The 19654-nt window shown below is 47.6% G+C and carries 18 protein-coding genes and 1 pseudogene; 10 read left to right on the forward strand and 9 right to left on the reverse strand.

Annotation, left to right across the window (positions count from 1 at the left end; all coding sequences use genetic code 11):
• Nucleotides 1-12 precede the first annotated feature (12 nt).
• Nucleotides 13-1236, forward strand: coding sequence for a M24 family metallopeptidase (locus AC0VXX_RS03810; protein WP_475515985.1), 1224 nt, complete (start codon nucleotides 13-15; stop codon nucleotides 1234-1236).
• Between the two features lie 89 nt (nucleotides 1237-1325).
• Here AC0VXX_RS03810 and AC0VXX_RS03815 read toward each other — a convergent pair.
• The 3 genes and pseudogenes from AC0VXX_RS03815 to AC0VXX_RS03825 all read right to left on the reverse strand — a co-directional run bounded on the left by AC0VXX_RS03815 (nucleotide 1326) and on the right by AC0VXX_RS03825 (nucleotide 3082).
• Nucleotides 1326-1799, reverse strand: a pseudogene (locus AC0VXX_RS03815) (FKBP-type peptidyl-prolyl cis-trans isomerase).
• 91 nt (nucleotides 1800-1890) lie between these two features.
• Nucleotides 1891-2553: a DUF1294 domain-containing protein gene (locus AC0VXX_RS03820; RefSeq protein ID WP_475515986.1), complete on the reverse strand. Its 663-nt coding sequence runs from the start codon at nucleotides 2551-2553 to the stop codon at nucleotides 1891-1893.
• A 43-nt stretch (nucleotides 2554-2596) separates the two neighbouring features.
• The gene (locus AC0VXX_RS03825; protein WP_475515987.1) at nucleotides 2597-3082 is read right to left on the reverse strand and encodes a hotdog fold domain-containing protein; all 486 of its coding nucleotides are present in this window, start codon (nucleotides 3080-3082) and stop codon (nucleotides 2597-2599) included.
• 210 nt (nucleotides 3083-3292) lie between these two features.
• Here AC0VXX_RS03825 and AC0VXX_RS03830 point away from each other — a divergent pair, with 210 nt between their 5' ends.
• On the forward strand, nucleotides 3293-4210 hold the full coding sequence (locus tag AC0VXX_RS03830) for a polyprenyl-phosphate transporter (protein WP_475515988.1): 918 nt from the start codon (nucleotides 3293-3295) through the stop codon (nucleotides 4208-4210).
• A 147-nt stretch (nucleotides 4211-4357) separates the two neighbouring features.
• Here AC0VXX_RS03830 and AC0VXX_RS03835 read toward each other — a convergent pair whose 3' ends face one another.
• Nucleotides 4358-4702 carry a DUF3634 family protein gene (locus AC0VXX_RS03835; protein WP_475515989.1) on the reverse strand — a complete coding sequence of 115 codons (345 nt, stop codon included), beginning with the start codon at nucleotides 4700-4702 and terminating at the stop codon, nucleotides 4358-4360.
• A 149-nt stretch (nucleotides 4703-4851) separates the two neighbouring features.
• On the opposite strand from AC0VXX_RS03835, the gene AC0VXX_RS03840 reads away from it, so the two are divergent.
• The gene (locus tag AC0VXX_RS03840) at nucleotides 4852-5100 is read left to right on the forward strand and encodes a hypothetical protein (RefSeq protein WP_475515990.1); all 249 of its coding nucleotides are present in this window, start codon (nucleotides 4852-4854) and stop codon (nucleotides 5098-5100) included.
• A 101-nt stretch (nucleotides 5101-5201) separates the two neighbouring features.
• Here the strand turns inward: AC0VXX_RS03840 and AC0VXX_RS03845 are convergent, their stop codons facing one another.
• From AC0VXX_RS03845 to aptA, 4 genes are all read right to left on the reverse strand, one after another.
• The gene (locus tag AC0VXX_RS03845) at nucleotides 5202-5924 is read right to left on the reverse strand and encodes a TorF family putative porin (RefSeq protein ID WP_475515991.1); all 723 of its coding nucleotides are present in this window, start codon (nucleotides 5922-5924) and stop codon (nucleotides 5202-5204) included.
• A gap of 122 nt (nucleotides 5925-6046) precedes the next feature.
• On the reverse strand, nucleotides 6047-6412 hold the full coding sequence (locus tag AC0VXX_RS03850) for a cupin domain-containing protein (protein ID WP_475515992.1): 366 nt from the start codon (nucleotides 6410-6412) through the stop codon (nucleotides 6047-6049).
• 70 nt (nucleotides 6413-6482) lie between these two features.
• Nucleotides 6483-7973, reverse strand: coding sequence for a CoA-acylating methylmalonate-semialdehyde dehydrogenase (locus AC0VXX_RS03855; protein WP_475515993.1), 1491 nt, complete (start codon nucleotides 7971-7973; stop codon nucleotides 6483-6485).
• Between the two features lie 54 nt (nucleotides 7974-8027).
• Nucleotides 8028-9356 (reverse strand): omega-aminotransferase AptA, encoded by a 1329-nt coding sequence (aptA, locus tag AC0VXX_RS03860; protein WP_475515994.1) that lies wholly within the window; start codon nucleotides 9354-9356, stop codon nucleotides 8028-8030.
• A gap of 250 nt (nucleotides 9357-9606) precedes the next feature.
• Here aptA and AC0VXX_RS03865 point away from each other — a divergent pair, with 250 nt between their 5' ends.
• Together AC0VXX_RS03865 and AC0VXX_RS03870 are read left to right on the forward strand one after the other, a co-directional pair.
• On the forward strand, nucleotides 9607-11103 hold the full coding sequence (locus tag AC0VXX_RS03865) for an aldehyde dehydrogenase (RefSeq protein WP_475515995.1): 1497 nt from the start codon (nucleotides 9607-9609) through the stop codon (nucleotides 11101-11103).
• 269 nt (nucleotides 11104-11372) lie between these two features.
• Entirely contained in the window at nucleotides 11373-12236 is an 864-nt protein-coding gene (locus tag AC0VXX_RS03870) for a sulfurtransferase (RefSeq protein ID WP_475515996.1), read from the forward strand.
• Nucleotides 12237-12381: 145 nt separating this feature from the next.
• Here AC0VXX_RS03870 and AC0VXX_RS03875 read toward each other — a convergent pair whose 3' ends face one another.
• A complete protein-coding gene (locus AC0VXX_RS03875) occupies nucleotides 12382-13689 on the reverse strand; it encodes an NAD(P)/FAD-dependent oxidoreductase (RefSeq protein WP_475515997.1) in 1308 nt (435 codons plus the stop codon).
• A gap of 184 nt (nucleotides 13690-13873) precedes the next feature.
• Here AC0VXX_RS03875 and AC0VXX_RS03880 point away from each other — a divergent pair, with 184 nt between their 5' ends.
• From AC0VXX_RS03880 to AC0VXX_RS03900, 5 genes are all read left to right on the forward strand, one after another.
• On the forward strand, nucleotides 13874-14422 hold the full coding sequence (locus AC0VXX_RS03880) for a cupin domain-containing protein (RefSeq protein ID WP_475515998.1): 549 nt from the start codon (nucleotides 13874-13876) through the stop codon (nucleotides 14420-14422).
• A 388-nt stretch (nucleotides 14423-14810) separates the two neighbouring features.
• Nucleotides 14811-15572 (forward strand): gamma-glutamyl-gamma-aminobutyrate hydrolase family protein, encoded by a 762-nt coding sequence (locus AC0VXX_RS03885; protein ID WP_475515999.1) that lies wholly within the window; start codon nucleotides 14811-14813, stop codon nucleotides 15570-15572.
• Nucleotides 15573-15577: 5 nt separating this feature from the next.
• Entirely contained in the window at nucleotides 15578-16927 is a 1350-nt protein-coding gene (locus tag AC0VXX_RS03890) for a glutamine synthetase family protein (protein ID WP_475516000.1), read from the forward strand.
• Between the two features lie 290 nt (nucleotides 16928-17217).
• Entirely contained in the window at nucleotides 17218-18318 is a 1101-nt protein-coding gene (locus AC0VXX_RS03895) for a polyamine ABC transporter substrate-binding protein (RefSeq protein WP_475516001.1), read from the forward strand.
• A 184-nt stretch (nucleotides 18319-18502) separates the two neighbouring features.
• A complete protein-coding gene (locus tag AC0VXX_RS03900; RefSeq protein WP_475516002.1) occupies nucleotides 18503-19603 on the forward strand; it encodes a polyamine ABC transporter substrate-binding protein in 1101 nt (366 codons plus the stop codon).
• The last annotated feature ends 51 nt before the right edge of the window (nucleotides 19604-19654 follow it).

Consider the following 19654-nt stretch of genomic DNA (forward strand, 5'->3'; position numbering starts at 1 on the left):
AAAGGTAGTGTAATGACAATAACGACGACAAACGGTATAGGTGGTTCAACGCCAGCACAGGAGTTAGCCAAGCTTGTTGATATGACTCAAGGGGTTGAAGCAATAGGCCACGCTGAATATCAGGCGAGAATTGCCAAGGCGCAAGCATTAATGCAAGCGCAGGGGATAGATGCCATCTACCTTAATGCGGGGACTAATCTGTATTATTTTACCGGCACGCGCTGGTATGCCAGCGAGCGTATGGTGGGGGCCATCTTACCGGCTAACGGTGCGCTGCAATATATCGCGCCGGCATTTGAATTATCGACCTTACTCGGTTTTATGGTGATTGAAGGTGAGGTCAATACTTGGCATGAAGATGAGAGCCCTTATGCCTTGTGTGCTAAGGTGTTAGCGCAGATGGGCGTGGCGCAAGGTAAGGTAGGTATCGATGAGTCGGCGGCCTTTTTTATCTTTGACGGTATACGTCAAGTGGCGCCGCATCTTGAGTATGTCAATGCCAAAACCATTACCGCGGATTGTCGCATGATAAAATCGGCTCAGGAGTTAGCCCTGCTGCAACGTGCTAAAGAGATGACCTTAGCGGTGCACCAAGCGGCGGCGCGTATCTTATATGGAGGGATCACGGTAGCCGAGGTAGAAGCCTTTATCAACGACGCACATAAGGCGGTCGGCATTGCTGCTGGCTCTTATTTTTGTATTGTACTCTTTGGTGAAGACACCGCTTACCCCCATGGGGTGAAATCGCCTAAGGCGTTAGCATTAAATGACACTGTGCTTATCGATACTGGTTGCCAGTTACATGGGTATAATTCAGATATAACTCGCACCTATGTGTTTGGCACGCCTAGTGCGCGCCAGCGACAGTTATGGCAGTTAGAGCAAGAGGCTCAGCTTGCGGCATTTGATGCGGCTCAAATTGGCGCAACCTGTGCAAGTGTCGATCGCGCTGCGCGTGATGTGCTGGAGGCCGCAGGTTTTGGCCCAGGATATGACGTGCCAGGGTTGCCTCATCGTACCGGTCACGGTGTTGGACTCGATATCCATGAGTGGCCCTATTTGGTATTAAACGATCACACACCACTGACGGCAGGAATGTGCTTTAGTAATGAGCCTATGCTGTGTGTGCCGGGTGAGTTTGGTGTGCGTCATGAAGATCACTTTTACATGACAGAGCAGGGCCCTGTATGGTTTACCGAGCCTGCTCACTCAATCGATAACCCATTTGGGTACTAGGGCCTGTTGATCTTTGCTGGTTGAATTTTGTTCGAGACAAAAACGCGCCTTGGGGCGCGTTTTTTGTTGAGCGAGCGACATTCTTGCTGCTAGTTGTCGATACTGATGAGTTCAACATCAAAAATCAGTACCGAGCCACCCTCAATTTTACCCGTTGAGCGGTTGCCATAGGCGAGTGTGCTTGGGATAAAGAAACGATACTTGTCGCCAACACTCATCAATTGTACTCCTTCGGTTCACCCTTTAATCACCCGATTAAGCGGGAAAGCGATGGGCTCACCGCGCTCAACTGAGCTGTCAAAGACAGTGCCGTCGATTAAGGTGCCGTGATAATGCACCGTCACGGTATCGCTGGCTTTGGGATGGGCGTTACCTTCTCCTTTAGCCAGTACCTGATATTGCAGGCCTGATAAGGTCTCAACCACGCCAGGTTGGTTTTTATTGTCGGCTAAAAATTGCCGGCCAATTTCGATATTTTCTTTGGCCGCTTTTTGGTTGTTCATACTGGTGTAGAAATAAAACAGCACACCTGCGATAACGACAACCGCTAATAATACTCTCATAGTCAATTCTTCTAGTGAACCCTGGCGCCATGATAACCAATCTCTTGGGCTAAATATAGTTATCTCATTGGGGTAAGCTATTGAAAAAGGGTTACCTTAGCCATTGCTTGAGCATAGCTTGGCCGTTATCTGTTACCAGCCAGATGAGCAAGGTGCTGTTTAATAGCACCATTAACCATAAGCCAAGGCGAAAGGTGACTTTTTTAGATTTGTGCCTCAATGAATGTTGTCCGAGCAGTGCTCCAGGCCAGCCGCCAATGAGTGATAAGAGCTGTAAACTATTTTCTTTTATGCGCCACTGACCGGTTTGCGCCGCCTGTTTATCTTGGGCGTAAGCAAGGTAGGTGATTAAGCTGGCAAGGAGATAATAGAGTATTAAGCCTATGGGTAAGCGTTGCATTAGGCTGGCAAGGAAGAGGCCGATAAACAAGGCGCTGATCAGCAGTAACCTAACCCCAAGTTGGCCGCTAACGCCTGAGTTTGCCTTGCGCTTATGGTGTTTGGCTTTGGTGTTAACCTTGCCTCTGCGCTGATACACGGGCGCGCCCTTATCATCAACGATGAGAGCGCAGGTGCGCCCCTGCTTGTCTTTTGATGTCTGGTAATGCAGCTTTACACCGAGTTTGGGCGCTGTTGTCTGCGGCCCTAAGCTACTGATATGTAAAAACAGTCGTTCGCTGCCATTGTCGGGTTGAATAAAGCCATAACCCTTGTCGTTATTCCAATTAACGAGTGTGCCTGTTAGTGGTCTCAATGGGGTACCTACATCCTGTATGGGGTAATGAGGAAGCTAGCGCCTAAGCCGCCGCTTTTGGGGTGGGTTTGGCCGAGATCCACAGTTTGATATGCCCTTGAACAACGACCACATCATGTTGATCATAAGCGGTCACGGGCACTAACAGATCGCCCTCAACCCATTGCTCGGGTTGTACCACAGCTTCGCAGCGGATATCACTGCCCGCCTTTGCGGTATAGTCGACGCTCATCCCTTTGGGGATCCACCTTAGGTGCGCCGGAATAGAGGCCTCAGCCATCACACCCATGGCCATTTCTAAGCCATTACAGATAGCGATAACATGCACGGTCTGAATATGATTGTGCACCGCCTTGCGTTTTTTGATCAGGCATTGGCAGTAATTGGGGCGTAACTCGGTGATCAACGGGCGTATCGTGCCAAAATAGGGGGCCATGCGTGCCACCATGATGGAGAAAATCTTGTTGCCAAGGGGAAGTTTGGTCAGCCTGTGGTAGAGGCGCATAACTTTGGTGGGTTTCTGTTTCATTATGAGTGTCTGTGATTATATTTATCTGGTCTGATGAGTGCCTAGGTTAGCCTAATCACAATTAGTTAACAATAGGGGCGCGGTAGCGCGCGACAGTGACGATTAAAGTGAATGAAGCAAAGTTCATTTCCACTTGCATCGTGAGCATGGGTATAATCCCCTCATAGAGGCCCAGAGCCTAAGCGTTAATCATTAACATAAGGATTTTGAGTGAAATACCTGCTGACTTATTTAAAGGGCATGGCGATGGGCGCCGCCGACGTGGTACCGGGCGTTTCTGGCGGTACCATAGCGTTTATTACCGGGATTTTAGACACCTTACTAGAGAGTATCCGTCGCATTAATCCTAATTTGATTAAGCTCGTTCGTCAGCAAGGTATCAAGGCCGCGTTTGAACATATCAATGGCCCATTTTTGTTAGCGGTGTTTGGTGGTATTTTAACCAGCATCTTTACCTTGGCTAAATTGATCACCTATCTGCTGGTGGCTCATCCAATTCCTGTTTGGTCGTTTTTCTTCGGCCTGATCATTATCTCTGTGGTGCATATGTTAAAGCAGGTACAGGGTTTTAGTCTGGTGCGTTTGGCCTTGTTTGTCATTGGCGCTGTATTTGCGTGGGGCATCACCATGCTTAACCCTATCGCAATGGAGATGACCTACTTAAATGTCTTTATTGGCGGCTGTATTGCGATTTGCGCCATGCTTTTACCGGGGATCTCCGGCAGCTTTATTTTGCTCTTACTGGGCCTGTATACCTCGGTGCTGAGCGCGGCAAAAAATATCGATGTGGCAGTGTTGGCGACTTTTGCGGCGGGCTGTATTGTTGGTTTGCTGTCATTTAGTCATCTCTTATCGGCATTATTGCGCAAGTATCATGACGCCACATTGATTTTTTTGACCGGTTTGATGCTGGGCACCTTAGGTAAAATTTGGCCATGGAAACAAGTACTGACGTGGCGCACTAACTCCCATGGTGAGCAAGTTCCACTGTTAGAACAAAACCTATCCCCTATGCAGTTTGAGGTCATTACCGGCCAACCGTCACAGTTAATTTGGGCGCTTGTCGCCATGTGTACCGGTATCGCTTTGGTGTGGGCGCTGGAATACTTTGCGGGAAGGAAACGTTGAGTTAAAACATAAGCCGTTAGCCATTGTTGGCTCAATGGTAACAGTTTATCAGTGGAGCAAGGATGAGGCGTGTCATTACGCAACACTTTAACAATAGCGCTCAAGGTTAGCTTGAGCGCTAGGCCGACTTCGTTTAATAGGATTGAGTTAACCCGCTTGGCGTGAGTTGTCGGTGGTTTTTTTATCATAGTATTCGAACGGAAATACATTACGAATACGCTGGGTAATGCTATCCCCCACATTGGCCGAAACATGTAAGCGAACATCGCCCGCTTTTTCAGCGCGCACCACACAGGTAAGTTTTTCAGCCTTGGCGATCGCCCTGCATTCACGCAGGAACTTTTCGGGGATCTTGCCTTTGTGTTCAGTCAGGCGGCCCTGTTTAAAATGCATCTCAAATAGGGTGAGTCCCTTCTTACCGCTAAAAATAAGTTTATATACCAACATTAAACCGACAAGAATAAAGATAACTTTGAGTACTGTCGCTGTCATGCTAACTCCTTATTGCACTTTTTAATCAAGATACTCCCGCTGGCGGTTTTTTCATAGCGCTGCAGATCAACTTTTTAAAAGATGGCTATACTTATCTTTTCCTGCTTAGGTTGCCGCTTTTGCGGCGTACTTTGCCAATAGGTAGGGTTATGAGTAACACCAGTGGCGAGTGTGGATTGGTGGTTTACAGGGAGCGATTTACATCACTTAAGGATGACATGATGCAACTTTCTAATGCACGCCGCTGGGCGCAGTTATGTGAACAACAAGCTGAATTGGTAGAGCGTCTATCTACGACTTTTCCAGAGCGAAAACAGCATCATGAACAACTTGGGGGCGAGTGGCGTTTACTGGCCGATAAGATCCGTAATGGTGAAAGCCCTAAATTAACCGACTAGCGTTACTGGTGAATGTACTGAGTGAAAGATAAAAAACCGCCAAATGGCGGTTTTTTGATGGGCAATGAGTGCAGTGCTGCACTTCATATCAGGTTAAGCGCTTAAAAAGCGTAACTTGCCGAGACTAAGAAAGTACTGTCATTACGGAAGCTGCCTTCATCAAATTGGTACTCGCTATCGATATCGTTATCTAACCAAGCGGCAGACAAGCCGATGCCAGCAAGCTCTGTTGAAACACCAATTGAGTAGTCAACATATTTACCCATATCATCATCTGGCGCATCACCAAAGTTGTAGCCTACATGCAAGTCTAGGCTCCAGTTGTCGGCGAATTCCCAGCCGTAGTTGAGTTCAGTGTAGTGGTAGTCTAAGTCACTTCCGCCGTAGTCATTGGTGTACCAATAGGCTGCATGAAAGTCGGCAAAATAGAAACCGACTGAGCCTTCAAGGTAATCTTGTGAGACATCATCACCTGGGTAGGTGTAGTAGAGTAAAGTCACGTCATACTCGACTTCTTCACCAATGGCTCCAGCGTAGCCCGCATAGAGATCGACCTCTATGTCGGCGCCATTACCATCTTCTGGATCATCAAAATCAACATTACTGCCCCAAGCGCCTACAAAGAAGCCGCTGTCCATGCTGTAATCGATACCAGCTTGTATGGCAAAATCGCCAGCCGATTGTGACACGCCACGAAAGCGGTAGTCGTTTGTAACACTCACTTCGCCAGACACTTCAGCGTGCGCTATTGGTGAGAGTAGCGCTGCTGTTAAGGTCAAAGCCGCCGCTTGGGCAATCCGTTTCTTATTAAATTTTTTATGCACGGTAATTTCTCCATTTCACTTTGTTGACATGGGTATTTTTAAACGAGTAAAAATACCAAATTTAGCCAAACAACAGCTGCTATTGCTGAGACATCATGGCGATTACTCACAATCGAACTCAGTTACTTCGGTTCAAAAATGACGTAAATTTTTCTACATTGTTCAATCACTTTCCACACGCCAGAGAAGCCTGCTGGGATCACAAAGCGATCGCCTTTGGTCACGGTTATGCTATTGCCTAGGCTGTCGGTGATCTCGCTGCTACCCGCTAAAATTTCGCAATATTCGTGCTCAGTGTAATTGACCTTCCAACTGCCTTTTTCACCTTGCCATACACCCGTGTGAAACTGATCGCATGGGCTGGAATAATGATTTTCAAGCTGTTGTTTTGGGTCGCCAGAGAGCACTTTTTCTTTGGCTACATCATAGTGCTCAACCTGAGTGCTATGTAGAGCAAGATTTATGATGGCATCGACTTGTTTTGTCATTACATCTCCAATGGTTAAACATATACAGGTGCAGCGAGAACTGCACCCTTTTTTTAATTGTTTTATAGGTTTATTTCATTGTTGGCATAACAAATTCAGCCTGCGCTTCTTTCGGTTTAGGCCAGCGAGCCGTGATCGCTTTACGCTTGGTATAAAAACGTACGCCATCGGGGCCATGCATGTGCAGTGGTCCAAATAAAGAGCGTTTCCAGCCGCCAAAACTATGGAATGCCATTGGCACAGGGATCGGCACATTGACACCGACCATGCCCACCTGAACGTGGTGACAGAAATGGCGCGCCGCTTCGCCGCTTTGGGTAAAGATGGCGGTGCCGTTACCAAACTCATGATCGTTGATCAGCTGTAGGGCTTGGGCATAATCTTTAACGCGCACAATGGCCAGTACTGGGCCAAAGATCTCCTCTTTATAAATGGTCATCTCCGGTGTGACGTGGTCAAACAGGCAGCCCCCGAGGAAATAACCCTGCTGGTGATCGGCAACGCTCAATTGACGGCCATCGGCAAGCAGTGTCGCGCCTTCGGCCACACCGATATCGACATAGCTGCGAACCTTATCAAGATGCTGCGCCGACACGAGCGGCCCCATATCCATATCGGCTTCTAGACCATTACCCACTCGTAACGCCTTAATTTGCGGCAGCAGTTTGTCGACTAATGCATCCCCTGCATCACCCACAGCGAGTACCACCGAAATGGCCATGCAGCGCTCTCCTGCTGAGCCGTAGGCCGCGCCCATCAATGCGCTTACCGCTTGGTCAAGATCGGCATCTGGCATCAATAACATGTGATTTTTAGCGCCGCCCAAGGCTTGGACGCGCTTGCCATGTTTCGAGGCAGTTTCATAGATATATTGCGCAATAGGGGTTGAACCCACAAAGCTGACCGCCTGAACATCTTGATGGGTTAACAGGGTATCGACCGCCTCTTTATCGCCATTGACGACATTAAATACGCCATCAGGTAAACCCGCTTCGCTAAGCAGTTCGGCCATGCGCATCACTGAGCTGGGATCTTTTTCTGACGGCTTCATGATAAAGGTGTTGCCTGCGGCGATGGCGATTGGGAACATCCACATGGGCACCATGACAGGGAAGTTAAAGGGGGCAATGCCGGCCACCACACCTAAGGATTGATTCAATGTCCATGCATCGACGCCACCACCCACTTGCTCGGTATGCTCGCCTTTTAACAGGTGGGGGATACCACAGGCAAATTCGACCACTTCCAAACCACGGATGATTTCGCCCTTGGCGTCATCGAGTACTTTGCCGTGTTCGCGGGTGATCATCGCCGCGAGTTCATCCATATTGGCTTCGACTAAGGCTTTAAACTTAAATAAGATGCGTGAGCGATTCAGCGGCGTCATCTGTGACCAAGGGCCATGGGCTTTCTTCGCCAGCTCAATGGCGCCGGCCACTTCTGCAGCGCTGGCTAACGAGACACTGGCTTTTTGTTCGCCAGTGGCGGGTTCAAATACGGCGCTTGAGCGCTCACTCTGGTTACTGTGCTGTCCGTTGATGTAATGGTTTATCTGTTGCATAACACTGGTATTCCTAAAAAATGGGATAAAATGGATTCGATGGACGCTGGCCTATTAGCCCACCGCAGTAATGGCATCACTGAGCGTATTGACCATGTGGTCTATCTGCTGTTTATCGACAATCAGTGGCGGTGACAGGGCGATAATATCGCCAGTCGCTCTGACTAAGGTGCCGTTATTGAAGCAGGTTTCAAAAATGCCAAAGCCACGTTTGCCTATGCCTTTTTCGCTTGGACTAAATTGCAGACCAGCGACAAGGCCGGTATTGCGAATGTCGATAAGATTGGGCAGCCCTTTTAAGCTATGCACCGCCTGTTCAAAATAATCTTCAAGTGAGCGCGAGCGAGCAAAGAGTTGCTCCTCTTGATAAATATCGAGCGTGGCTAATGCCGCAGCCGCGGCCACTGGGTGGCCTGAGTAGGTGTAGCCATGGAACAGTTCAATGGCACCTTCAGGTGCATCCATGCTGGCATCATAAATCGCATCATCAATCAGCACCGCGCCCATGGGAATGGTGCCATTATTGAGTGCTTTTGCCGTGGTGATCATGTCGGGTTTGACATCCCAGCGCTGGCTGGCAAAGGCATCGCCTACGCGGCCAAAACCTGTGATCACTTCATCAAAAATTAATAAGATGCCATGCTTTTTAGTGATTTCACGTAGCCGTTTAAGGTAACCCTGTGGCGGTAAAATCACCCCTGCAGAGCCTGACATTGGCTCGACAATCACAGCCGCGATATTTTCAGCACCATGCAAGGTAACCAATTGCTCTAAGACATCGGCTTTTTCTGCTCCGGTTTCGGGCAGCCCTTTACAAAAGGCATTGGTGTTGATGTCTAGGGTGTGGGGCAGGTGATCGACCCCTTGCAGTAATTGCTGGCTAAAGGTACGGCGGTTACCGCCGATGCCGCCGACGGAAATCCCACCAAAGCCGACGCCATGGTAGCCCAACTCTCGTCCGATAAAGCGGGTGCGAGTGGCTTCACCTCGGGCACGGTGATAATTGAGGGCAATCTTCAATGCCGTATCTACTGACTCAGAGCCTGAGTTGGTAAAGAACACTTTATTGATGCCAGCGGGCGCGATATCGGCAAGGCGCTCGGCTAGCTGGAATGCCAGAGGATGGCCCATCTGAAACGAGGGGGCGTAATCCATTTCGTGGATCTGTTTGCTCACCGCCTCAGAAATCGCCTTGCGGCCATGTCCTGCGTTGCAACACCACAGGCCAGCAGTTCCGTCGAGCACGGCACGGCCGTGCACATCGGTGTAATACATACCTTCTGCTTGAGCGAGTAGTCGCGGGCTCTGTTTAAACTGTCTATTAGCGGTAAATGGCATCCAATAGTGGTCGAGTGTTTGCCCTGTCTTATTATCGTGTTCCATATCATCTACCTTGATTCGGTTTATTTGTTGTTTTTTTGAGTGGTCGATATTTGCTATGCTATGTCAGAAATAATGAACATGAAAGTGATTTGTGCGTTATTTGTAGCAAAAAATATCTTTTTGTAAAAAATATTGAAATTTTATTAACGAAAGGCGTAATCTAGGCAGCCAGACGCGTAGCTATTTTTAATAGCGCGCTGCAAGTTGATTGCAAACGTTATGATGATTTATCACCCGCTAAGAGGTCAGAATGAGTACTCCCCAAAGTCGAGAACAGTGGCAGCAGATGGCAGATTCGCTATCAATTAATGGTCAGGCATTTATCAATGGCGAATATTGCGCTGCGGTGTCTGGTGAGACATTTGATTGTATTAGCCCTATTGATGGCAAGGTGTTGGCGCAAGTGGCCAGTTGCGATCTTGCCGATGCCGATATTGCCGTGGCAAGTAGTAGAGCCGTGTTTGAACGCGGTGATTGGTCGCAGATGGCGCCCGTTAAACGTAAGCAGGTAATGATTCGTTTTGCCTCACTGCTTGAGCAACATCAAGATGAATTAGCCTTATTAGAAACCTTAGATATGGGTAAGCCTATTCGCTATTCCACCTGCGTGGATGTTGCTGGTGCTGCTAGAGCGCTGCGATGGTCGGGAGAGGCGGTTGATAAAATTTACGATGAAATTGCGCCAACGGCTCATAACGAAATAGGCATGATCACCCGCGAAGCCGTGGGCGTTGTCGCGGCCATTGTGCCGTGGAATTTTCCGTTGTTAATGGCCTGCTGGAAACTCGGCCCTGCGCTGGCAACCGGTAACAGTGTGGTATTAAAACCATCAGAAAAATCGCCGTTAACCGCTATTCGTGTGGCACAGCTAGCCATCGAGGCCGGGATCCCTAAGGGGGTGCTCAATGTGTTACCAGGGTTCGGGCACACTGTGGGTAAGGCGTTAGCCTTGCATATGGATGTTGATACCTTAGTGTTTACTGGCTCAACTAAAATAGCCAAGCAATTAATGATTTATGCTGGCGAGTCTAATATGAAGCGAGTCTGGTTAGAGGCGGGGGGCAAGAGTCCCAATATTGTCTTTAACGATGCGCCTAATTTGCAAGAAGCGGCCATTGCCGCAGCATCGGCCATTGCATTTAATCAGGGTGAGGTGTGCACCGCTGGCTCTCGTTTGCTGGTGGAAGCAGGGGTTAAGGATGAGTTGATAGCCTTGATCGCCGCCGAGATGCAAGCATGGCAACCGGGTCATCCTCTCGATCCTGACACCACTTGTGGCGCGGTTGTTGACCAGCAGCAGCTCGATAACGTATTGGCCTATATCCGCTCAGGTGTTGCCGAAGGGGCAAGCTTAGTGCAAGGCGGCGAGCAGGTGATGGCTGAGTCAGGTGGTGTGTATGTGGCTCCAACCATCTTTGCCAATGTGAACAATCAGATGACCATCGCTAAAGAGGAGATCTTTGGTCCTGTGTTGTCTGTGATAAGTTTTGAGGGCATGGATGAAGCCATTCGTATTGCCAATGACACTATCTATGGGCTGGCTGCAGGCGTATGGACTAGCGATATCAGCAAGGCACATAAAACCGCCAAGGCACTGCGCAGTGGCATGGTTTGGATTAACCATTACGATGGCGGTGATATGACGGCGCCATTTGGTGGCTATAAACAGTCGGGCAATGGTCGTGACAAGTCGCTGCATGCCTTTGATAAATACACTGAAATCAAGGCCACTTGGATTGCGCTTTAAGTAAAAAGCCTTAATTAACACCGCCTGTCGTCCAGCCACTCGCTAAGCGTTGCTGGCGATAACCCCGTAACCGCACGCTATCATTATGCATAGTGTGCGGTTTTTTATGGGGAGCATTTACATCCCACTAGGCACGGTGGCAGATTGTATACCTACAGTTGATACCGAGATTGTTATCGGTATTTTTTTGCTTGTACCGAGCTAGGTTATTCGTATATGTTGCCAAACAATCATGATTTTTCAATTGGCAAAGCCAGTTTGGAGTCACAATGCAATACCCTTTAGTTAGCACTGCCTGGCTTGAAGCGAATCTATTTGAAGCAGATGTCATTATTCTCGACGCCAGTATGGATAACATCGTAGGTAAGACGCCTATTGTTTATGATAAATTTATCGCCATACCTAGGGCGCAGAAAATCGATTTAGAAACGGTGTTTTGCGATACCAGCGCTGCACAAGTGCATGCCATGCCTAGTGTCGAACAGTTTAATCAAGGTGTTGCCAATCTTGGTATCGACAGTGATAGCACTGTGGTTATCTATGATAATCAAGGTATTTATTCATCACCACGTGCCTGGTGGATGTTTAAAGTGATGGGGTTTGAGCGTGTGTTTGTGCTCGATGGTGGCTTACCGCAGTGGCTGCTTGAGGGGCGCACCACGGCCGAACAGTATCTCCAACACCAGCGTCAAGGTCACTTCAAGGGCCAATATCAAGCGGGCTTAGTATGCGATATGGCATATGTGTTAGCGCGATTTGATGCCGACAATGCACAAGTGTTTGATGCCCGTGCCGCCGAGCGTTTTAATGGTGAAGTGGCAGAACCTCGCCCCAATGTGCGCAGTGGTCATATTCCTGGTTCGATTAATCTGCCGTTTAGCGAGGTGCTTGATGGGCATAAATTACAAGCAACGCCAGTGTTACAGGCGTTATTTGCTCAACAGGGCGGTGGTGATAATATCGAGCGGATATTTACTTGTGGCTCAGGCATTACAGCTTGTATATTGATTTTGGCCGCTGTGGCATCGGGCTGCAGTAAAACGCTGCTTTATGATGGCTCTTGGAGCGAATGGGGCCGTCATCATCACTTGCCCATTAGCCCCTGTGAACCGGTTATTTCCCCGGATGCTTAACCGCTTCTCTTATGAATTGAAGCCGTCGTTAAGCTGTCGCAATAATAGTCGTAAACCTCAATTTAACAATCATAAAAAAGGAGCTCATAGCTCCTTTTTTATGACTGCATTAAACTGCATTTCAGCTAGCGAAAATCGTTATCGCTTAAAACAGATCTTTAAATCTATGGTATAGCATACCGGCTGCCAGCATGGGCGATCTGAAGGTCGGCCCACCAGGAAAAGTCATATGCTGCACTTTATCAAAAATATCAAAGCGCTCAGCCTGAGCCGTCAGTGCTTCACTGATGAGCTTGGCTGCCATATGAGTGGCGTTAACCCCATGGCCCGCATAGGCTTGCGCATAGAGAATATTGGGGCAGTCGGGTAGGCGTCCTATTTGCGGTAAACGATTAGCGCCAATGCCTATCATCCCCCCCCATTCGTAGTCAATTTTGACCCCTTTTAACTGTGGAAAGACCTTTTCTAAGTTGGGGCGCAGTGCGGCATTAATGTCTTTAGGATCTTTACCCGAATAGGTGCACAGGCCGCCAAATAGTAAGCGATTATCTTGTGATAAATGAAAGTAATCTAAGTCGATACGCAGATCGGCAAAGGCCATATTTTTGGGGATGATCTCGTCACACTGTGCCTGAGTTAGAGGTTCGGTCGCCAGTAAATAACTGCCAGCGGGCAACACTTTACCGCCGACATAACTTTCCAGTTTATGGCCAATATAGGCATTGCCTGCCAGCACCACATATTGACAATCCACTTGCCCCTGTTCGGTGATGACTGTCGGGCGTTCGCCCTTGATAATGTTTGTGGCGGCGCTGTATTCAAACATCTGTACGCCCAAAGCCCGGGCAACTCGAGCCTCGCCTAACGCTAGATTAAGTGGATGTAGATGACCACTGTTCATGTCAACCAATGCGCCGCTGTAACAGTCGGAGCCAATCACCTCTTTGATTTGGTGCTTGTGTAGCAGCGTAAATCCTTCACCGCGCCCTTGAGCAACCATCTCTTGGTAATCCGCTTCAAGCTCTGTCATATGACGAGGTTTGATGGCGAGATCGCAATAGCCCATCTGTAGGTTACAGTCGATATTATGCTGTTTAACACGGTTTTTGACTATGTCGACGGCTTCAAACCCCATCTCATGGATCGCCTGTACCCCCTCGGCCCCTATCTCATTACGAAACTGCTCCACATTATGGCCTATGCCGCGAATAAGCTCACCGCCATTTCGCCCCGATGCCCCCCACCCAATGCGCTTGGCTTCAAGCAATGCCACGCTAAAGCCCTTTTGAGCCAGTTCAATGGCAGTGTTGATACCGCTAAAGCCGCCGCCGACGACGCAGACATCTACCTTGATGTGTTCGGTCAGTTTAGGTTGTGGCTCTAGTGCGTTAGCCGTGGCGAAATAGTAGGACTGGGGGTAATTATCACTGTGGATAGGTGGCTTACTGGGCATTTTAGCTCCTAAATCGGGTTTTATTGTTGTTATTCGACTTAATCTACCCGACGAGTAGTGTACTTTTAGCCTTCGGGTTAGTTATAATTCACACTTGTTGATTATATTTAACATGCTTTTTTGTTTGATACAAACTAGTATGACAAATTGTTTTACCGCCAATCGGCTGGATAGGAGATGTTTTTTGGATATCGGTGCAAATCTCAAAGCTGTTCGGAAAATGAAGGGGTTATCCCAACGAGAGTTGGCCAAACGCGCAGGCGTGACCAATAGCACTATCTCGATGATAGAAAAGAACAGTGTGAGTCCTTCGGTCAGTTCATTAAAGAAAGTATTATCTGGATTGCCTATGTCATTGGTGGACTTTTTTTCTATCGAAGAGAGCCAGCCGAGTGAGCAAAAGGTGGTTTATCGCGCAGGCGAACTGTTGGATATTGGTGATGGTAACCTCGATTACAAATTGATTGGTCGGGATTATCCTAACCGTGCCATGTCAGTGATGAATGAAGTGTACCCTCCTGGTGCCGATACCGGTGAAGAGATGTTGCAGCACGAAGGCGAAGAGGCTGCAATGGTGATTGAGGGGCAAATTGAGATCACCGTTGGCGATGAAGTGTTTGTTCTCTCTGCAGGCGACAGTTACTACTTTAACAGTGAATTACCCCATAGATTTCGTAACCCATTTGATGTGTCATGTCGTATCGTGAGCGCAACTACCCCCGCTAATTTTTAAGTCAATATACCCTATGAGCGTTACTTTAGATTGCCTGTAACGCCATTTTCCTTTTCTGCATCAGGCCATTTTTTGTTTTATGTGTAAATAATTTTACCCACTTACTGTGGGGTTTTTTGACGCCATTATTGAAGCGTAAATGATACTTGATGCTATGGTCTGCTTCGAACCATTAGCCGCTGCAGCAGGGTTAACCAATCTGTTTGGCGATCTTTTTTTTGTTTTAATTTGGTTTTAACGATTTTGTTGCGCGAGTGTTTATTTTTTGTGTAAAACACCTATTGCCTCGTGTTATTTTTCAGTGTAGTGTGTGAAAAAATGAACATAAAGTTAGTCTTTGCTCATTATTAACAACTATAAGAAAAATAACTACATCAACAGGTGATCTATGTCTGAGGAAGGACTTGCTGTTATTGGCGTGACAGCTTGTAATCAACAACTAGGCCTACATCCGTTTAATATTGTTGGCGAAAAATACCTACTAAGTATTGCCGACGCAACCAGTGCTTGGCCACTGGTTATCCCATCTTTAGGTCACTGCCCTGCGGCGGCGATCCTGCCACGACTCGATGGCATTCTATTCACTGGGTCTCCCTCTAATATCGAGCCTCATCATTATGATGGTGAGGTGAGTGACGCAGAAACGTTACACGATCCTAAGCGTGATTCAACCACACTCCCCCTATTAAAGGCTGCTATTGCCGCGGGAATCCCTGTGCTGGCTATCTGCCGCGGGTTTCAAGAGATGAATGTGGTGTATGGCGGTTCTTTACATCAAAAATTACATCAAGTGGGTGGTTTTATTGAACACCGCGAAGATAAAACCGCACCAGTAGAGGTTCAATATGGGATATCGCATCCAATCCAAATTGAACCTGGAGGCCTGCTCCACGAGGCATGGGGCCGCAATTTGGCAGAGGTTAACTCTGTACATACCCAAGGTGTCGACCGCTTGGGCATTGGATTGCGGCCAGAAGCTTACGCTCCCGATGGATTAGTCGAGGCGTTTTCGGTCAAAGATGCGAAAAACTTTGCGTTAGGGGTGCAGTTTCATCCGGAATGGAAGGTCTTAGACCATCCTTTTTATCGCGCAATTTTCACCGCCTTTAACAAAGCCTGCCAACAAAGAGCAGCGCAACGAACGAGATAATAAAAATGAAAAAGTTAATCAGCTATTTAAAAGAAAATAAAATTACAGAAGTTGAATGTGTTATCAGTGATATGACAGGTATCGCCCGCGGTAAGATTGCCCCTGTTGCTAAGTTTATTGATGAAAAAGGCATGCGTATGCCTGAGAGCGTTTTATTGCAAACGGTGACGGGTGATTATGTTGATGATGAGGTGTATGACTCATTGCTCGATAAAGCCGATATTGATTTTGTCTGTGTCCCCGATGATAAAGCCATCTTTATGTTGCCTTGGTGTATTGAAGCCACCGCGCAAGTGATCCACGATACCTATGACAAAATGGGTAACCCGATTGAGTTGTCACCGCGTAACTTGCTAAAAAAAGTCTTAAAACTTTATGAAGATAAAGGCTGGAAGCCCGTCGTCGCGCCAGAGATGGAGTTTTATCTTACTAAGCCAAATGAAGATCCTGATATTCCACTGAGTCCACCTATTGGTCGAAGTGGTCGCCGTGAGTCTGGTCGTCAGTCATTTTCAATCGATGCCGCGAATGAATACGATCCACTGTTTGAAGATATGTATGACTGGTGTGAAGCACAGGGGCTAGATATCGATACCCTGATCCATGAAGAGGGCACTGCCCAAATGGAAATTAACTTCAGTCATGGTGATGCGTTATCACTGGCAGACCAAGTGTTTGTGTTTAAACGTACGTTGCGTGAGGCAGCACTGAAGCATAACGTGTGCGCCACCTTTATGGCGAAGCCCGTTACCGATGAGCCCGGCAGTGCGATGCATATTCATCAAAGCGTGGTTGATGCTAAGACGGGTAAAAACATTTTCACTAATGAAGATGGCACTAAGAGCGCAAAATTTTTAAGTTATATCGGCGGCTTACAAAAATACATTCCTGAACTGCTCCCTTTGATGGCGCCTAATGTGAACTCATTTAGACGTTTCTTACCTGGTACTTCGGCGCCCGTTAACTTGGAATGGGGTGATGAAAACCGCACTTGTGGTCTACGTATTCCAGAGTCTTCGCCGCAAAACCGCCGTATCGAAAACCGCATAGCCGGCGCCGATGCTAATAGCTATTTGGCCATTGCAGCGACACTACTGTGTGGTTTTATGGGCATGGTTGAAGATGTGAAACCATCGACACCAGTACAAGGGCGCGCAAACGAGAATCGACTCGGTAACAGCTTACCGTTAACACTAGAAGAAGCCTTAGCTGTGATGTCTGAAAGCTTAGCTGTGCGTGAATATTTGGGTGAGACATTCACCAATGGCTATATTGCGGTCAAGCAAGCAGATTTGGAAAACTACCGCCGCGTGATCAGTTCTTGGGAGCGTGAGTTCTTATTACTAACCGTATAACCATTACTGTTATGAATGTCTTAGCCCAGTTGCCTGCTAACTGAGACGTAGAAATGGTCAGTATATTGGGCGCAGTGTTGTGCTGCACCATAGCGCCCATAACCTTATCTACATAGAGAAAATGAAGGAGGCTTAACCAGTTCGATGCGGATGTAAGCTGTAGCATTGTAGGTAATAACCAGATCAGGGTTGCCTAAGTCGGCAATTGTTGGTCCAAAAGGGATACAAGCCAATTGGCTATCACTATGACACAGTCTTACCCGTGAAAGCGGCGTGGCAAGGGAGAAAACATGACATTATTAAAGCGAATAACCGCATCTTGTTTGGTGGCGCTATCGGCATTAGCCAGCAGTGCGGCCTACAGCGAAGAAGTATTGAAAGTGTATAACTGGAACGATTATATCGCCAAAGATACCCTAGATAACTTCTACAAAGAGACTGGGGTACGGGTGATTTACGATGTGTTTGATAGCAACGAAATGGTGGAAGCCAAGTTGTTGTCGGGCCATTCTGGCTACGATATTGTCGTGCCATCCAATGACTTTCTTGCCAAACAGATAAAAGTAGGGGCATTTACCCCACTGGATAAAAGTAAGCTGACTAATTTAGGTAATCTCAACGCCGACCTGATGAAGCAGCTTGAAAAAGCCGATCCGCAGAACCTTTATTCGGTGCCATATCTTTGGGGAACCACAGGCATTGGCTATAACGTCGACAAAGTGAAAGCGCTATTAGGCGACGATGCACCTGTGGATTCTTTAGCGCTGATCTTCGACCCCAAATATGCACAAAAGCTCACGAGTTGTGGTTTGTCTATGATGGACTCTGCTGACGAAATGATGTCGCAAGCCTTGTCCTATCTAGGGCGCGATCCTAACAGTACCGATCCTGATGATTATCAGGCTGCCGGTGAAGTCATTGAGCAGGTACGTCCTTACGTGACCTACTTTCATTCATCGCGCTATATCACCGATTTAGCCAATGGTGATACCTGTGTGGCATTTGGTTTCTCTGGTGATGTTTTTCAAGCGGCAGCGCGCGCCGAAGAGGCTGGCAATGGTCAAAAGATCGAATATGCCATAGCCAAAGAGGGCGCCTATTTGTGGTTTGATATGTTGGCGATCCCTGAAGATGCAGAGAACAAACATAATGCACACCTGTTTATCAACTATCTGCTGCGCCCTGATGTGATAGCCGAGATCTCTAATTATGTGGCTTACGCTAACCCTAATGATCCGGCGCAAGCCTTGGTCGATGAGGCGATCCGTAATAACCCGGGGATCTATCCGAGCGAAGCGGTGCTGAAAAACTTGTACATTCGAGAGGTTCGTCCTCTGCGTGTTCAGCGGGCAATGACTAGAGCCTGGACGAAAGCGAAATCTGGTCTTTAATCCATCTAATGAGTTGATAAGTATATCTATTAATCCATTAGATCTTGTAAAGTATTAAGCAATCTACCGATGCGTTTAACTGGCTGTAGCATTGGATAACTATAACAACGAAAGCCGTCATTATCGGCCATGCAACGGCAGTAAGTCTTAACGATATTACTGGCAAGCTAAATAAGGAGATAGCATGAATCTTTTAAAGAAAATGTCCACGGTCGCCGTCGTCACGGCTGGTGTATTTGCCAGTTCGATGGCCAATGCTGAAGAAGTGGTACATGTGTATAACTGGTCTGATTATATCGCCGAAGACACCCTAGCAAACTTTGAAAAAGAGACGGGTATCCGAGTCGTTTACGATGTGTTTGACAGCAACGAAGTGGTTGAAGCTAAACTGCTATCGGGTCGTTCAGGGTATGATTTAGTCGTGCCATCAAACAACTTTCTTGCTAAGCAAATTAATGCGGGGGCGTTTCAAAAGCTCGATAAGAGCCAGCTGAGTAACTATAACAACCTCAAGCCTGAGTTGATGAAGCAACTTGAAGCCGCCGATCCGCGCAATGAGTATTCAGTGCCCTATTTATGGGGCACCACAGGCATTGGTTATAATGTGGCAAAGGTGAAGGAAGTCCTAGGTGAAGATGCACCTGTTGATTCACTCGAACTGTTATTTAACCCTAAGTACGCAGAGAAAGTGTCTAAATGTGGTATGTCTTTCCTCGACTCTGCCGATGAGATGCTGCCGATGGCGTTGGTGTATCTCGGTCTAGATCCAAACAGCACCAGTAGCGATGATTATGCCAAAGCGGGTGAGGTATTGTCTAAGGTGCGCCCTTATGTGACCTATTTCCATTCTTCACGCTACATAACCGATTTGGCTAACGGCGATATCTGTGTTGCCTTTGGTTATTCTGGCGATGTGTTTCAAGCTGCCGCGCGTGCCGAGGAAGCTGAAAATGGCCAAGAGATTGGTTATTCCATCCCTAAAGAAGGTGCTAACTTATGGTTTGATATGTTAGCCATTCCAGCAGATGCGAAGAACGCCAAAAATGCGCATACCTTTATTAACTACCTGCTTCGTCCTGAAGTTATCGCGCCAATCACTAACTACGTCGCTTACGCTAATCCTAATGTGCCAGCGCAAGAGTTTGTCGACGAAGAGATTTTAAACGATCCGGCCATCTATCCAACGGCTGAAGTACTTGAGCGTTTATACGTTGCCGATGTGCGCCCAATGAAAGCACAGCGCGCGATGACTCGCGTGTGGACTAAGGTCAAATCGGGTATGTGATCCCTTAGTAAGGGCGAACCCATGGGTTTGCCCTTTTTATTCACTTTTTAA

This window comes from Shewanella sp. QJM3NY_23 (assembly GCF_056173105.1).

Excerpts from the sequence above, each read along its gene's own strand:
- AC0VXX_RS03850 (WP_475515992.1), bottom strand. The coding sequence starts at position 6,412 with ATGACAAAACAAGTCGATGCCATCATAAATCTTGCTCTACATAGCACT.
- aptA (WP_475515994.1), bottom strand. The coding sequence starts at position 9,356 with ATGGAACACGATAATAAGACAGGGCAAACACTCGACCACTATTGGATG.
- AC0VXX_RS03855 (WP_475515993.1), bottom strand. The coding sequence starts at position 7,973 with ATGCAACAGATAAACCATTACATCAACGGACAGCACAGTAACCAGAGT.
- AC0VXX_RS03870 (WP_475515996.1), top strand. The coding sequence starts at position 11,373 with ATGCAATACCCTTTAGTTAGCACTGCCTGGCTTGAAGCGAATCTATTT.
- AC0VXX_RS03895 (WP_475516001.1), top strand. The coding sequence starts at position 17,218 with ATGACATTATTAAAGCGAATAACCGCATCTTGTTTGGTGGCGCTATCG.
- AC0VXX_RS03865 (WP_475515995.1), top strand. The coding sequence starts at position 9,607 with ATGAGTACTCCCCAAAGTCGAGAACAGTGGCAGCAGATGGCAGATTCG.
- AC0VXX_RS03825 (WP_475515987.1), bottom strand. The coding sequence starts at position 3,082 with ATGAAACAGAAACCCACCAAAGTTATGCGCCTCTACCACAGGCTGACC.
- AC0VXX_RS03885 (WP_475515999.1), top strand. The coding sequence starts at position 14,811 with ATGTCTGAGGAAGGACTTGCTGTTATTGGCGTGACAGCTTGTAATCAA.
- AC0VXX_RS03810 (WP_475515985.1), top strand. The coding sequence starts at position 13 with ATGACAATAACGACGACAAACGGTATAGGTGGTTCAACGCCAGCACAG.
- AC0VXX_RS03835 (WP_475515989.1), bottom strand. The coding sequence starts at position 4,702 with ATGACAGCGACAGTACTCAAAGTTATCTTTATTCTTGTCGGTTTAATG.
- AC0VXX_RS03840 (WP_475515990.1), top strand. The coding sequence starts at position 4,852 with ATGAGTAACACCAGTGGCGAGTGTGGATTGGTGGTTTACAGGGAGCGA.
- AC0VXX_RS03890 (WP_475516000.1), top strand. The coding sequence starts at position 15,578 with ATGAAAAAGTTAATCAGCTATTTAAAAGAAAATAAAATTACAGAAGTT.
- AC0VXX_RS03875 (WP_475515997.1), bottom strand. The coding sequence starts at position 13,689 with ATGCCCAGTAAGCCACCTATCCACAGTGATAATTACCCCCAGTCCTAC.
- AC0VXX_RS03900 (WP_475516002.1), top strand. The coding sequence starts at position 18,503 with ATGAATCTTTTAAAGAAAATGTCCACGGTCGCCGTCGTCACGGCTGGT.